14 protein-coding genes are annotated in these 13,407 nt (G+C 63.0%); 2 read left to right on the top strand and 12 right to left on the bottom strand.

Annotated elements, in window-relative coordinates:
* Positions 1-161: 161 nt before the first annotated feature.
* From SOX55_RS03890 to hisG, 12 genes are all read right to left on the bottom strand, one after another.
* Positions 162-386, bottom strand: a complete 225-nt coding sequence (locus SOX55_RS03890) for a hypothetical protein (RefSeq protein ID WP_325286127.1) — start codon at positions 384-386, stop codon at positions 162-164.
* 45 nt (positions 387-431) lie between these two features.
* Positions 432-1,280: a ZIP family metal transporter gene (locus SOX55_RS03885; protein WP_325286126.1), complete on the bottom strand. Its 849-nt coding sequence runs from the start codon at positions 1,278-1,280 to the stop codon at positions 432-434.
* Between the two features lie 154 nt (positions 1,281-1,434).
* Complete coding sequence (locus SOX55_RS03880) at positions 1,435-2,445, bottom strand: helix-turn-helix transcriptional regulator (protein ID WP_325286125.1); 1,011 nt, start codon at positions 2,443-2,445, stop codon at positions 1,435-1,437.
* 168 nt (positions 2,446-2,613) lie between these two features.
* A complete protein-coding gene (locus SOX55_RS03875; protein WP_325286124.1) occupies positions 2,614-3,435 on the bottom strand; it encodes a PHP domain-containing protein in 822 nt (273 codons plus the stop codon).
* Complete coding sequence (gene hisIE, locus SOX55_RS03870; protein ID WP_325286123.1) at positions 3,432-4,067, bottom strand: bifunctional phosphoribosyl-AMP cyclohydrolase/phosphoribosyl-ATP diphosphatase HisIE; 636 nt, start codon at positions 4,065-4,067, stop codon at positions 3,432-3,434. Before hisIE ends, SOX55_RS03875 begins: the two co-directional genes overlap by 4 nt.
* A gap of 30 nt (positions 4,068-4,097) precedes the next feature.
* The gene (hisF, locus tag SOX55_RS03865) at positions 4,098-4,853 is read right to left on the bottom strand and encodes an imidazole glycerol phosphate synthase subunit HisF (RefSeq protein ID WP_325286122.1); all 756 of its coding nucleotides are present in this window, start codon (positions 4,851-4,853) and stop codon (positions 4,098-4,100) included.
* A gap of 15 nt (positions 4,854-4,868) precedes the next feature.
* Positions 4,869-5,585, bottom strand: a complete 717-nt coding sequence (hisA, locus tag SOX55_RS03860; protein WP_325286121.1) for a 1-(5-phosphoribosyl)-5-[(5-phosphoribosylamino)methylideneamino]imidazole-4-carboxamide isomerase — start codon at positions 5,583-5,585, stop codon at positions 4,869-4,871.
* A gap of 11 nt (positions 5,586-5,596) precedes the next feature.
* The gene (gene hisH, locus SOX55_RS03855) at positions 5,597-6,208 is read right to left on the bottom strand and encodes an imidazole glycerol phosphate synthase subunit HisH (protein ID WP_325286120.1); all 612 of its coding nucleotides are present in this window, start codon (positions 6,206-6,208) and stop codon (positions 5,597-5,599) included.
* 14 nt (positions 6,209-6,222) lie between these two features.
* A complete protein-coding gene (hisB, locus tag SOX55_RS03850) occupies positions 6,223-6,810 on the bottom strand; it encodes an imidazoleglycerol-phosphate dehydratase HisB (protein ID WP_325286119.1) in 588 nt (195 codons plus the stop codon).
* Positions 6,811-6,823: 13 nt separating this feature from the next.
* A complete protein-coding gene (gene hisC / locus SOX55_RS03845; RefSeq protein WP_325286118.1) occupies positions 6,824-7,885 on the bottom strand; it encodes a histidinol-phosphate transaminase in 1,062 nt (353 codons plus the stop codon).
* On the bottom strand, positions 7,882-9,180 hold the full coding sequence (hisD, locus tag SOX55_RS03840; RefSeq protein ID WP_325286117.1) for a histidinol dehydrogenase: 1,299 nt from the start codon (positions 9,178-9,180) through the stop codon (positions 7,882-7,884). Before hisD ends, hisC begins: the two co-directional genes overlap by 4 nt.
* Positions 9,177-10,754, bottom strand: a complete 1,578-nt coding sequence (gene hisG, locus SOX55_RS03835; RefSeq protein WP_325286116.1) for an ATP phosphoribosyltransferase — start codon at positions 10,752-10,754, stop codon at positions 9,177-9,179. Before hisG ends, hisD begins: the two co-directional genes overlap by 4 nt.
* 408 nt (positions 10,755-11,162) lie before the next feature.
* Here hisG and SOX55_RS03830 point away from each other — a divergent pair, with 408 nt between their 5' ends.
* A complete protein-coding gene (locus SOX55_RS03830) occupies positions 11,163-11,834 on the top strand; it encodes a FadR/GntR family transcriptional regulator (protein WP_325286115.1) in 672 nt (223 codons plus the stop codon).
* A gap of 327 nt (positions 11,835-12,161) precedes the next feature.
* Positions 12,162-13,229, top strand: a complete 1,068-nt coding sequence (gene dctP, locus SOX55_RS03825) for a TRAP transporter substrate-binding protein DctP (protein WP_325286114.1) — start codon at positions 12,162-12,164, stop codon at positions 13,227-13,229.
* The last annotated feature ends 178 nt before the right edge of the window (positions 13,230-13,407 follow it).

The raw sequence follows: 13,407 nt of genomic DNA, 5'->3' as shown, positions 1-13,407 counted from the left end.
GACCGCACTCTTACTTTAAAGCAAAGGGAGTCTTTCTGTCTACATCATCGCCATCAGGCTTCTTTTGAACCACTCGCCCAGCGAGTGGTTTTCTGATATACAAAAAGACGGATGGCAGAAATGCCATCCGTCTTTCGTTTGCCGCGCGGATTGTGCCGCTGTCAGAGGGCGCTGCGGACGATTCCCACCGCCAGGGCGATCAGCGCCGCCGGCAGCAGCAGAACAAGGCCTCCCGCGAACAGGACGCAGACCACCAGCAGCGGCAGGGCCAGGGCAAACAGCAGCCCGGCGATGATTTTGGCGGCGCCCCAGGTGACCCGGAACGCCAGACCGAGAAATTTCCAGGAAAGCCAGAGAAACAGGGCGATGATCAGCAGTTCCAGCATCGGTATCCTCCTTTTCTGCGGAGCCGCCCGGCGGGCGGCCATGGTTCATGTGTAGATGATCAGCAATCCCGTCATCATGCCGATGATAGTGGCCGCGGCAGGCAGCTTGGAGCGCCACATGAGGATGGACTCCGGCAGCAGCTCACCGAACACCACATACAGCATGGCGCCGGAGGCGAAGCTCAGGGACAGCGCCAGGGCGATAGGCCCCATGGCGCCGACGGTGAAGCCGAACACCGCCCCCAGAATGGTGGGGAAGCCGGTGAGGGCCGTGACAAGGACGGAGCGGTGCTTCGGCATTCCGCCGGAGATCAGCGGCACGGCCACGGCCATGCCCTCCGGAATGTTGTGCAGGCCGATGACGATGGCCATGGTCAGCCCGCCCCGGTTCAGCAGCGCCTCTTTGGCGGTGCGGGCGAAGGAGGTGCCGATGACCATGCCCTCCGGCACGTTGTGCAGGGCGATAGCCGCCGCCATCACCAGCCCCGCCAGAAACAGCCCGCTGCGGGGCTGCCGGCCCTCCCGGTGCTCCTGCAGGTGGTTGGCGTGGGTCAGCTCCTCCAGGGAGTCGGCGGTCCGGGGATGGTTCTCGTCGATGTGGGCTACCTCGTGGTTGGTGTTGCGGTCGATCCACGCGTTGAGCAGGGCGATGACCACGTAGCCCACCAGCACGCCGGACACCACCAGCCACACGCTGGTGCTCATCGCCTCCGGATGCAGCGCCTCCGTCAGCAGGTCGAAGCACACCACGGAGGTCATCACCCCCGCGGCAAACGACAGCAGCAAGCTGACGGTTTTGCTGGAATCCTTCCGGAACAGGCAGGAGAGCAGCCCGCCCATGCCCGTGCCGCCCATGCCGGCCAGCGCCGTGATGCCGATCACGTTCCAGATCATATTGTTCACAGCCTCCTTGTGTTAGACCAGACTAACTTTTTCCGGCTTATCCTATCACAGGGACCGGCGGTTGTCAATTTGCTTCCGGCTGTTTTTCACCGGGATTTCCGGCGGATTCTGCAAATTTTTTGTGAATTTTCCTGAAAGGGGGCGGTCACGGCTCTCCGGCGGCATCCGGTGGGTACAGCCCGGCGACGGCGGAAAGCTGTCGTCCCATGGCTGCCGCCACTTCCGCCGGACCGGTGATCCGGGCGCCGGCCCCGAAGCCGAACACCCAGGCGAAAAACTGGGGGCTGACCACCACGTCAGCCCGGACGGTGAAATGGTCCGGCCCGTCCGGCACCAGGAACACGTCGCGGCCCAGACGGTCCAGCACGGCGCCCACCAGATGGTTCTCAAACCGGAGGGTCACCGTTTCCTCCCGGCCGGTGAACATGCCGAAGGTCTTCCGGGCGTAGACCGCCATATCCAGCGCCTGATAGGCCTCCAGACCGTCCCGCTCCTCCTCCAGCAGGGAGATCCGCTCCATCTTGTCCACCCGGTAGTGCTTGATCATTCCCGCGTCGGAGTCATAGGCCACCATGTAGTAGTTCTCGTCGTCCCAGGTCAGGGCGAAGGGGCTGACCACGTACCAGTCTCCGTTCCGCCGGTACTGGCGCTCCTTCCGGACGTTGTACTCGAAATAGAGAAAGCGGATTTTCCTGTTTCGGGAGATGCCGCTGTGAATCTCGTCCACGTTGTAGTAGATGGACTCGTTCATGGTTTTGATCCGGTTCTTCACGAACACCTGGCGGTTCAGAAGCTGGGCCTCGTGGATGCTGGCCAGCGTCTCGATCTTCCGGATCAGGGCGGCGGTCTTTTTGTGGGTGATGAATTTGGAGGACTGAACGCTGTCCACCAGCAGCTTCAGCTCCGGAAGCTCGAAGTTCCGGTGGGCCACGTAGTAGCCGCGGTACCGGCCGGATTCGGCCTGCACAATGTCCAGACCGAACTGCCGCAGGGCCTCCAGGTCGCTGTAGATGCTCTTGCGCTCGGCGGGGATGCCCTGGGAATCCAGATAGCGGATGATCTGGCCCACAGTCACCGGATGCTCTTCGTCGGAATTCTGCAGCAGGTAGGTCATCACGTAGAGGGGCTTGAGCTTTTGAAAAGAGGAACGGGCCATGGCGTCACTGTCCTTTCTGTGGGAATAATGCCATTCTGACAGGAAAGGTGTCCCATTATCAGGACCAGTATAGCAGATTACGGGAAAAGATGGAACGGAGAAACCGCCCCGCTGGGCGGAAACCGACGGAAAACCCCTCCGGAATCGAAAATTCCGGAGGGGTGTGGTTCAAAGGGGACACTCATCAAAGCCCCGGGCGGTCAGGAGGACGCAGCGGTCAAAGCCCGCCGCCCTGGCCAGCGCGGCGGCTTGGTCATAGCCGTACACGATGGTGGAGGCGCTGTGGCTGTCGGAGGTGAGGATCACCCGGCCGCCCATGGACCGCCACTCCCGCAGCAGAAACAGGGCGGGGTAGGGGGCGTCCCGGTAGCCCCGGGCCATGCCGCCGGTGTTGATCTCCAGCACGGTGGCATGGGGGTCCGCGGCGTGAAGGGCCTCCAGCGCCGCCCGGCGGTACCGGGGGGCGGACTCGTCGAAGAACCGGTTCCCGGCGTTCAGCTTGGTGATCAGGTCGATGTGTCCCAGAATGGGGGGCTTTCGCTCTGCCACCCGGCAGACCTCCCGGAAATAGCGCTCCGCCATCCGGAGGCCGTCGCCGCCGCAGCCTTCGTCCCGGCAGGCGGACAGGGACTCCGGGTCCAGGTCGGCGGCGTAGCAGACGCCGTTTTCCCCCGGCAGGTAGTGGACGCTGCCGATCCAGTAGTCAAAGCCGGCGGGGGAGACGTCGGACCGGCTGTCCCACTCCAGGCCCAGCAGCACCTCCATCCGCCCGGCGTAAGCTTCCCGCAGCCGCAGCACCGCCGCCCGGTAGGCGGTCATGTCGGCGGGGAGCACATAGCCCTCATCCGACGGCAGGGGAGTGTGGCTGTGGCAGGAGACGCCGTAATGCCGCACGCCCGCCGCAAAGGCGGCGGCGGCCATGGCCTCCGGGGTGTCTCTGCCGTCGCAGAGGTCCGCGTGGGTGTGGACGGAGCAGTCAAAGGGGGTCATTGCATCCGCTCCTGCTTCACCTTGTGGTCGATGACGTGGCGCTTTTCCAGCTCCCGGGTTACGTCCTCCAGGGTGATGCCCATCTGCACCATCAGCACCATCACGTGGTAGGTCAGGTCGGCGATCTCGTAGATGGTCTCCGCCTTGTCCTCCTTCCGGCCGCCGATGATGACCTCCGTGCACTCCTCGCCCACCTTTTTCAGAATCTTGTCCAGCCCCTTTTCAAAGAGGTAGGTGGTGTAGCTGCCCTCCTTGGGGTCGGTTCTGCGGCCCTCAATGAGGCGGTACAGCCCCTGATAGCTGAACTGCTTCAGCTCATCGGACAGGTAGATTTCGTTGAAGAAGCAGCTCTCCGCGCCGGTGTGGCAGGCGGGGCCGTCCTTCACCACCTCCACCACCAGGGCGTCGCCGTCGCAGTCGGCGGTGATGGAGACCACGTGCTGAGCATTGCCGGAGGTCTCGCCCTTGCGCCACAGCTCCTGACGGCTGCGGCTCCAGAAGCAGGTCCGCCGCTCGTCGATGGTGATGGCCAGACTCTCCCGGTTCATATAGGCCAGGGTCAGCACCTCTTTGGTGTAGTGATCCTGCACAATGGCGGGAATCAGGCCCTTTTCGTCAAATTTCAGTTCCATGAAACTTCTCCTTTATGACGGCGTGGGCGGTCACACCCGCATCTCCACGCCTTTGCTCCGCAAAAATTGTTTCAGCTCCCGGATGTCCACCTGCTTCGTGTGGAAGATGGAGGCCGCCAGACCCGCGTCCATGCCGGGATGGGTAAAGAGCTCCGCGAAGTGCTCCCGGTTTCCGGCGCCGCCGCTGGCGATGATGGGCACCGTCACCCGGGAGGCCAGCGCGTCCAGCATCTCCAGGTCGAAGCCGTTTTTCACGCCGTCGGTGTCGATGGAGTTCAGCACAATCTCCCCGGCGCCGGCCCGGACACCCCGGACCGCCCACTCCATGGCGTCGATGCCGGTGTCCACCCGGCCGCCCTTGGCAAACAGGCGGAATTGCCCGTCCACCCGCTTCACGTCCATGGACAGCACCACGCACTGGTCACCGTATTTCCGGGCCGCCGCACCGATGATGGAGGGGTCCGCGATGGCGCCGGAGTTGACGGACACCTTGTCGGCGCCGCACTTGAGCACCCGGTCGAAGTCCTCCAGCGTCCGGATGCCGCCGCCCACGGTGAGGGGGATGAAAATCTCTTCCGCCACCCGGCGGAGGATGTCCGTAAACAGCTTCCGGCCCTCCGCGGAGGCGGTGATGTCGTAAAACACCAGCTCATCGGCGCCGGAGTTATTGTAGAATCGGGCCATCTCCACCGGGTCCGCCATGTCCCGCAGGCCCTCAAAGTTGGTTCCCTTCACCACCCGGCCGTCCTTCACGTCCAGGCAGGGGATGATTCGTTTTGCCAGCATGCCCTCGCCTCGCTTTCAGTCTTGTACGGCGTCGATCACCGTTTTCAGGTCCAGCCGGCCGGTGTACAGCGCCTTGCCCAGAATGGCGGCGGGGGTGCCGGCGGCCTTCAGCTGCCGCAGCTCCTCCAGGCTGCTGACGCCGCCGGAGGCGGTGATCTTCAGCCCCTTGATTCCGGCCAGCTGCCGGTACAGCTCCAGGTTGGTGCCCCGCTCGGCGCCGTCCCGGCTGATGTCGGTGTAGATGACGGTGCCCACACCCGCATCGTACAGCCGGCGGCAGAAGTCCACGCCCCGCTCCCGGGACAGCTCCTTCCACCCGTTGACGGCCACGTACCCGTCCCGGGCGTCCACGCCCACGGCGATGCGGTCGCCGTACTTCTGAGCCATGCGGGCGGTGAAATCGAAGTCCTTCACGGCGATGGTGCCCAGAATGCACCGGCCCACCCCCAGGTCCAGATACCGGCGGATGCGGTCCTCCGTGCGGATGCCGCCGCCCACCTCAATGTAGAGTCCGCCCTGCCTGGCGATGGCGGCGATGCTGTCGAAGTTGGCCAGGGTGCCGTCCTTGGCGCCGTCCAGGTCCACCACGTGGAGGTACCTGGCGCCGGCGGCCATGAAGTCCCGGGCCACGGCGCAGGGGTCCTGGCCGTAGACGGTCATTTTGTCGTAATCTCCCTGATACAGGCGGACCACCTGGCCGCCGGATAAGTCAATGGCGGGAAAAATCTGCATACTGTCCCTCCTTATACTTCCGCGAAGGCCTTCAGCAGCCGCAGCCCCGCGTCGCCGGATTTCTCCGGGTGGAACTGGGTGCCCCAGACATTGCCGCAGCGCACCGCGCCGGTGACTGCCGCGCCGCCGTATTGGGAGGTGCCCAGGGTGCTGGCGGCGCAGTCTTTGGCATAGAAGCTGTGGACGTAGTAGACGTACTCCCCGTCCCGGAAATACTTGAACAGGGGATCGTCCCGGACGATCTGCAGGCTGTTCCAGCCCATGTGGGGCACCTTCAGCGCCGGGTCCCGCAGGTCGCCCCGCAGGTCCACCACCTGGCCGGGAATCAGGTCCAGGCCGGGGTGCTCCCCGTACTCAAAGCTGCGGTCAAACAGCAGCTGCATCCCCAGGCAGATGCCCAGCAGCGGCTTGCGCCGGGCCTCCTCCAGCAGCACCGGCACCAGGCCCGTGTCGTCCAGCTTGGCCCTGGCGTCGCCGAAGGCGCCCACGCCGGGGAGAATGATGCGGTCGGCGGCCCGGAGGCGCTCCGGATCCCGGGTGACCTCCGCCTCCAGCCCCAGGGCCTTCAGGCTGGAGGACAGGGAAAACAGGTTTCCTACGCCGTAATCTACAATTGCGATCATGGTATCAGCTCACTTTACAGAGTACCCTTGGTACTCGGAATCTCGTGGAGGTGCTTTTCGTCAGGGGCCACCGCCATTTTCAGTGTCCGTCCCATGCCCTTGAACACGGCCTCCAGAATGTGGTGGGTGTTTTCCCCCGCCAGCTGGCGGATGTGGACGGAGGAGGGGCAGTTCCGCACGAAGGCCAGCCAGAACTCCTGGGCCAGCTCCGTGTCAAAATCCCCCACCCTGGCGGCGGGCAGAGTCACCGCCCAGCCCAGATAATCCCGGCCGGAGAGGTCGCAGGCACTGAGCACCAGCGTCTCGTCCATGGGCAGCAGGAACTGGCCGTAGCGGGTGATGCCCCGCTTGTCCCCCAGCGCCCGGGTGAAGGCCAGCCCCAGGCAGATGCCAATGTCCTCCACGGAGTGGTGGTAGTCCACCTCCGTGTCGCCCTGGCAGCGGACCGTCAGGTCAAAGTCCCCGTGGCGGGCGAAAAGGGTCAGCATGTGGTTCAGAAAGCCGCAGCCGGTGTCAATATCGGATTTCCCGGTGCCGTCCAGGTTCAGCTCCAGCTGAATCCGGGTTTCATTGGTGTTTCGTTCAATGGTTGCAGTGCGCATTGGCGGCGCCTCCTTACGATTGTTTCAGCAGCCGGGCGATCCTGTCCGTCAGAACCGCCATCTGCTCATCGGAGCCGATGGTGATGCGGAGATAGTCCCCGATGCGGCTGCCGCCGGCCCACCAGCGTACCAGCACGCCCTGCTCCTTCAAACCCCGGTACAGCGCTTCGCCGGAGAGCCGGTCGCTTTTAGCGAACACGAAGTTGGTCCGGGAGGGGAGGACGGTGAAGCCCAGCGCCTGCAGCTGCTCCGTGGTCCGGGCGCGGGTCCGGCAGATGGCGGCGCAGCAGCTTTGGAAGTATTCCTCATCCTCCATGGCGGCGGCGCCGGCCACAATGGACAGCCGGTTCACATTGTAGGGGTTGAAGCTGTACTTCACCCGGTTCAGCCCGGCGATCAGCTCCGGACTGCCCATGGCGAAGCCGATGCGGCCGCCGGCCAGACTGCGGCTCTTGGACATGGTCTGCACCACCAGCAGGTTGTCAAATTCGGGAATCAGGGGCACGCAGCTCTCGCCGCCGAAGTCCACGTAGGCCTCGTCCACAATCACCACCCGCTCCCGGTTGGCCTCCAGCAGCCGCCGGATGTCCGACGGGGGAATGGCCATGCCGGTGGGGGCGTTGGGGTTGGCGATGACAACGGTGCCGGGGAAGTCCAGATAGTCCTCCACCCGGAGGGAGAAGTCCTCCCGCAGGGGGATGACGGTGGCGTCCAGACCGAACAGAGCCACCTGGGACCGGTAAAAGCTGTAGGTGACGTCGGCGTAGGCAACGCCCTTTCCCGTGCCGCAGAAGGCCCGGAAGGCGAAGGCCAGAATCTCATCGGAGCCGTTGCCGGTGAGAACGTTCTCCGGCGCCAGGCCGTACCATTTGGCGATGGCCTCCGTCAGTTGGGCACAGGTGGGGTCGGAATACAGGTTCAGCTGCGTCTCCCGGGCGATGGCCTCCAGCACCCGGGGGGAGGGGGGGAAGGGGCTTTCGTTGGTGTTCAGCTTCACGTACTGCTGGTCCCGGGGCTGCTCACCGGGGGTGTAGGGGGCCAGACGGCCCGCCTCTTCCGAAAGAAAACGGCTCATTGTTGGGTTCCTCCTTTCGTTTGAGGGCAGCGGGTCAGCACCGAACGGGCGTGGGCCTCCAGACCCTCCCGCCGGGCGAAGTCCGCGACGCGCTCCGCCACCGGGGCCAGGGCGTCCTGGGTGTAGTAGAGAAAGCTGGACTTCTTCACAAAGTCATCCACGCTGAGGGGGCTGGAGAACCGGGCGGTGCCGGAGGTGGGCAGGGTGTGGTTGGGGCCGGCGAAGTAGTCGCCCAGGGCCTCCGGGGTGCTGCGGCCCAGAAAGATGCTGCCGGCGTTTTTCACCCGGGGCAGCAGGGCGAAGGGGTCCTCCACGCACAGCTCCAGGTGCTCCGGGGCGATGAGGTTGGCGGCCTCCACCGCCTTCTCCAGACTGTCGGTGACGATGATCTTTCCGTTGGTCTCCACCGACGCCCGGGCCACCTCCCGGCGGGGCAGGGCCTCCAGCTGGACCTCCAGCTCCCGCTGAACCGCGGCGGCCAGCTCCCGGCTGTCGGTGACCAGCACCGGAGAGGCCAGCACGTCGTGCTCTGCCTGGCTCAGCAGGTCCGCCGCCACCCAGACCGGGTCGCATTTGCCGTCCGCCAGCACCAGAATCTCGCTGGGGCCGGCGATCATATCGATGGCCACCAGGCCGAACACCTTCCGCTTGGCGGTGGCCACAAAGATGCCGCCGGGGCCTACGATCTTGTCCACCCGGGGAACGCTCTCGGTGCCGTAGGCCAGGGCCGCCACCGCCTGAGCGCCGCCGATTTTGAAAATCTTGTCCGCGCTGGCGATCCGGGCGGCGGCCAGGGCCTCCGCGCCGATGGCGCCGTTTTTGTCCGGCGGCGTCACGATGACGATCTCACGCACCCCGGCGATCCGGGCGGGGATGACATTCATCAAAATGGTGGAGGGGAAGGCCTCCGGGGCGGTGGGCACGCAGATGCCTACCTTTTCAATGGGGGTGTACCGCTGGCCCATGAGGATGCCCGGCCGGTCCGTCACCACGAAGTCCCGGTGGACCTGCCGCTCATGGAACCGGCGGATGTTCTCCGCCGCCATCTCCAGCGTCCGGAGGAACTCCGGGTCCAGGGAGGCCCAGGCGGCGTCCAGCTCCGCCTCCGTCACCTGCAGCTCCTCCAGCTCCGCGCCGTCAAACCGTTTCGTCAGGGCCTTCAGCGCCGCGTCGCCACCGGATTTTACCTCCGCCAGCACCGCGTCCACGGCTGCGTCCACGCCGTCCTCCGCCCGGATGTCCCGGTTGAGAATCTCCTCCGGCGCCAGCTTGTCAAATTCCAGAATGGGAATCACTGCTCCGTCACCTCCGTCAGTTTGTTCAGCAAAGTCTCAATCTCCCGGTGCTTGAACTGGTAGCTGGCCCGGTTGGCGATGAACCGGGCGGAGATGGGCATGAACTCCGTCAGCACTTCCAGATTGTTCTCCCGCAGGGTGGTGCCCGTCTCCACAATGTCCACAATCACGTCGGAGAGGCCCAGGATGGGAGCCAGCTCAATGGAGCCGTTCAGCTTGATGATGTCGATGTCCCGGCCCTGGGAGGCGTAATAGTTCTTGGCGATGTTGACGAACTTGGTGGCCACACGCAGGGTGCTGCCCGGGTCATCCACAAAGTCCCGGGGGCCCGCCACACACATGCGGCATTGGCCCAGGCCCGTGTCCAGCAGGTCATACACGTCGGCGCCGGACTCCGTCAGGATGTCCTTGCCTACAATGCCGATATCCGCCGCGCCGTGCTCCACGTAGATGGGCACGTCGCTGGGCTTCACCAGGAAGTAGCGGATGCCGGCGGCGGGATTCTCCACCACCAGTTTCCGGGTGTCGTTGTAATTCTCCGGGCAGCCGTAGCCCACGCCGGCCAGCAGATCGTAGACCTTGTCTCCCAGACGGCCCTTGGGCAATGCGATGTTCAGCACGGCCCGCTCACCGTCGGCAGGCTCCTCCTGGCCCATGCGGGCCAGCTCATCCAGATACAGGGCGTAGCCGATGGCCCGGGTGCCGGGCCGGAACTGCTCCGCCAGGGGATCGTAGCGTCCGCCCCGCAGCACCGCCCGGGGCAGACCCGCCAGAAAGCCCTGGAGCACCAGGCCGTTGTAGTAGCCCATGTCATTCACCAGGGACAGGTCCAGCTTCAGGTTTTCCGTCTCTCCCTGGGCCTCCAGTGTCTGGCACAACGTCCGCAGGTCGTTGAGGGCGGTGCCCATGGCGGCGTTGAGGGCCAGAGGCTCCGCCGCCTGCAGCACCGCCTCCCAGCTGCCGGACAGGCTGGACAGGAGGCACAGGGCGTCGGTGCCCTGCCTGGAAAGGCCCACCTCCGCGGCACACTTCTGCAGCTCGTGGCGGTTTTTGTCCCGGATGCAGGTCAGCAGCCGGGATCGGATGGCCTCCGGGGCGCCCACGGCGTCAAACAGCCCGGTGACGAAGCCCATGTGGCTGACCTCCAGCACATAGTCCCGTCCGGTGAGGGCCAGACTCCGGATGGCCAGGGACACCGTCTGGGCGGTGATTTGGTCATCCACCGCGCCGATGCACTCCAGGCCCATCTGGCTGATTTCCTGAAAGGTGTGGCTCTCCTGACTGGGGCGGTATACATTTTCTAAGTAGTAGAACTGGCCGCAGCCGCCCTCCTCTACCGGGGCGTTTTTGGCGATGGAGAGGGTGACGTCCGGCTTCAGCGCCAGCAGGCGCCCGTCCAGATCCGTAAAGGTGATGATCTGGTCGCTGGAGAGGAAGCGGCTGTACTTCCGGTACAGGCCGTATTCTTCAAAGCGGCTCATGTGGTATTGGCGGAAGCCGGCTCTTTCGTACAGCAGCCGCAGCTGCAGGGAGACCCGCTCCTGGGGCCGCAGAATGTTGAGATCCAATTCCATGGGGATATCCTCCTTGTGGGCCACCGGCCCGTGTGTGTTCGCAGGGCCTATTTTACTTCAACTTGATAATAAAGTAAACTATTAATTAGATAACATGCAAAATTCTGCGTTTTCCACAAACAGACGGAAACAGCCGGCGGCGGAATCCGGAAATTTTACGAAAGGGAAGCCTGGCTGCCGGGGGAGAAGCCGGCAATTGCCCCCTTATAATAGGGTGAAATGTGACAAAACTCTTAACGGAAAATTAGCGGATTGATAGATTTTCCAAAAAAGGACAAGTCTCTGCTTGACATTCCCGGCAAAGCGCACTATCCTTGAGGTAAAGAAAGGTCAGACAACCAGACATTCGACAATGCGGAATGTCCTCACACCAATGAGCGGTTTGCGTTTGACAAGAAAGAGGAGTCTATGGAGCGGATCAATGCGACCGATTTGGTGGTGAACTACGTAAGGACCGCCATCCAGAACGGACAGTTGAAGGTAGGCGACAAGCTGCCCCGGGAGGCGGACATCGCCCAGGAGCTGGGGGTTGGCCGTTCTTCCCTGCGGGAGGGCATCAAAATTCTGAACGCCTACGGCGTTGTGGAATCCCGGCAGGGGGAGGGCACCTTCGTGGTGGACCACTGCGCCAGTAATTTTTTCCAGTTTATGGGCTTTTTCTCCAGCAAGGAAAACATGCAGTACTTCCTGGGTCTGCGCCGGGTGCTGGAAGTGGGCAACATCATCGAGATTCATGACAAGCTCCAGCCGGAGGACATCGAGCGGCTGGAAAAGTTCGCGGCGGTGTTTGACACGGAGGACCGGCCCATCAGCGAGTACATTGAAGCGGACAAGGATTTCCACAGCTACATGATCTCGTTCAGCAAAAACCCCATGACCATCCAGATCAACAACATGCTCACGACGCTGCGAAGCGACCTGCTGGAGCGGCTGTTCGCCCACAAGGAGATTGTGCAGGACGCCCGCTTTGCCCATCACAAGATTATAGAGGCCCTGAAATCCAAGGACATGAACGCCTGCATCACCGCCGTGGGCGACCACCTGGATACCACGGTGACCCGTCTGTCGCGGATTTATTAAAAGCAGCGGAAAACAGAATCCCACCCATACCGCAGTGATGGCTGCGGTATGGTATCTTCCCCTAAACATCTGATGACCATATGTTTAGGAGGGCTATCAAATCGTTCGATTAGCAGGTTATCATAAGCAAATAGTCTGATGACCTGATAAATTGAAACCGCGTCATCTGACGCATTTCCGGCGAAAACCATGAGGAGGTGTATCAAGCGTTACAAATTGGCGGGAGGCAAATGTTCCAATTGCGCGAAAGACAGACCCTGTTAGAAAGTATCCCACAGCGAATTCCCTGGAAATTTACAGAAAAAATCAACGAAGGAGAAATTTAGTATGAAGAAGTTGCTCGCTTTTGTCATGGCAGCCACGATGATGATGTCCCTGGCCGCTTGCGGCGGTAGTTCCAGCTCCTCCGCTCCCAGCGCTCCCAGCGGTTCCGCCGCTGCTTCCGCGCCTGCCGCCTCCGGCGAGGTTTACACCCTGTCCTGGGCCCACTCCTCCTCCACCAATGACCGTCTGGCCCTGGCCACCGAGAAGATGGCTGAGGAGCTGAAGGAAGCCTCCGGCGGCCGGATCATCATTGAGCACTATCCCGCCTCCCAGATGGGCGCCGAGCGTGAGACGCTGGAAGGCATCACCCTGGGCACCGTGGACTGCGCCGTCATTTCCTCCGGCGTCGTCGCCAACTTCTGCAACGACATGTACATCACCTCCCTGCCCTATCAGATCGATAACTACGAGCAGGCCTGGAAGGTCTATGACGGTGAGTTCGGCCAGCAGCTGGGCGCCTCCACCGAGGAAGCCGCCGGCTGGAAGTGGCTGGGCTGGTGCGATAACTCCCTGCGTATGTTCTCCAACTCCAAGCGCGAGATCCGCACTCCCGACGACATGAAGGGCCTGAAGATCCGTACTCAGGAGAACGACCTGCACATGCAGATCGTCAACAGCCTGGGCGCCTCCGCCACCCCCGTGGCCTTCTCTGAGCTGTACACCGCTCTGCAGCAGGGCACCGTGGACGGCCAGGAGAACGGCATCGCTCTGACCTACTCCATGGGCTTCAACGAGATCGTGAAGTACATGACCTATCTGCCCCACATCTACGATCCCTACATCGTGGTCATGAGCAAGGACGCCTGGAACCGTCTGCCCGCCGACCTGCAGGCCCTGATGGAAGAGTACGGCGCCAAGTACTGCCAGTACGAGCGTGAGTTCAACCTGCAGAACGAGACCGACTACATGGCCGAGATGGAGGCTAAGGGCCTGACCGTCTACTATCCCACCGCTGAAGAGAAGCAGCTGTTCGTGGACGCCACCTCCGGCGTTGAGGCCTCCGTCCGTGAGAAGGTCGGCGATGAGCTGGTGGATTCTTTCAAGGCCGCTGTGGAAGCCGCAGCGAAGTAAATCTGACCGGAAAACAGTGAGCGATTGCCTCCGCTATCTGTAATCAGGACAGCGGCTGCCCCCCCCGGGGCAGCCCCTCCACCCCAGGAGAAAGACAATGAAGAAGATAATTGATTTTTTTGACAACACTACCGTGACCCAGCGGCTTTCCAGCCGTCTGATCCTGGCCCAGGCTGTG

Origin of the sequence: Dysosmobacter sp. (assembly GCF_034093755.1) — a bacterium.
Lineage (GTDB): Bacteria > Bacillota > Clostridia > Oscillospirales > Oscillospiraceae > Oscillibacter.
The sequence above is the reverse complement of the archived record's forward strand: the minus strand, read 5'-3'. Positions and strand labels throughout refer to the sequence as shown.

Bases quoted from the DNA above. Each gene is read 5' to 3' on its own strand.
- SOX55_RS03890 (WP_325286127.1), bottom strand. From the start codon at position 386: ATGCTGGAACTGCTGATCATCGCCCTGTTTCTCTGGCTTTCCTGGAAA.
- SOX55_RS03885 (WP_325286126.1), bottom strand. From the start codon at position 1,280: ATGATCTGGAACGTGATCGGCATCACGGCGCTGGCCGGCATGGGCGGC.
- SOX55_RS03880 (WP_325286125.1), bottom strand. From the start codon at position 2,445: ATGGCCCGTTCCTCTTTTCAAAAGCTCAAGCCCCTCTACGTGATGACC.
- SOX55_RS03875 (WP_325286124.1), bottom strand. From the start codon at position 3,435: ATGACCCCCTTTGACTGCTCCGTCCACACCCACGCGGACCTCTGCGAC.
- hisIE (WP_325286123.1), bottom strand. From the start codon at position 4,067: ATGGAACTGAAATTTGACGAAAAGGGCCTGATTCCCGCCATTGTGCAG.
- hisF (WP_325286122.1), bottom strand. From the start codon at position 4,853: ATGCTGGCAAAACGAATCATCCCCTGCCTGGACGTGAAGGACGGCCGG.
- hisA (WP_325286121.1), bottom strand. From the start codon at position 5,585: ATGCAGATTTTTCCCGCCATTGACTTATCCGGCGGCCAGGTGGTCCGC.
- hisH (WP_325286120.1), bottom strand. From the start codon at position 6,208: ATGATCGCAATTGTAGATTACGGCGTAGGAAACCTGTTTTCCCTGTCC.
- hisB (WP_325286119.1), bottom strand. From the start codon at position 6,810: ATGCGCACTGCAACCATTGAACGAAACACCAATGAAACCCGGATTCAG.
- hisC (WP_325286118.1), bottom strand. From the start codon at position 7,885: ATGAGCCGTTTTCTTTCGGAAGAGGCGGGCCGTCTGGCCCCCTACACC.
- hisG (WP_325286116.1), bottom strand. From the start codon at position 10,754: ATGGAATTGGATCTCAACATTCTGCGGCCCCAGGAGCGGGTCTCCCTG.
- SOX55_RS03830 (WP_325286115.1), top strand. From the start codon at position 11,163: ATGGAGCGGATCAATGCGACCGATTTGGTGGTGAACTACGTAAGGACC.
- dctP (WP_325286114.1), top strand. From the start codon at position 12,162: ATGAAGAAGTTGCTCGCTTTTGTCATGGCAGCCACGATGATGATGTCC.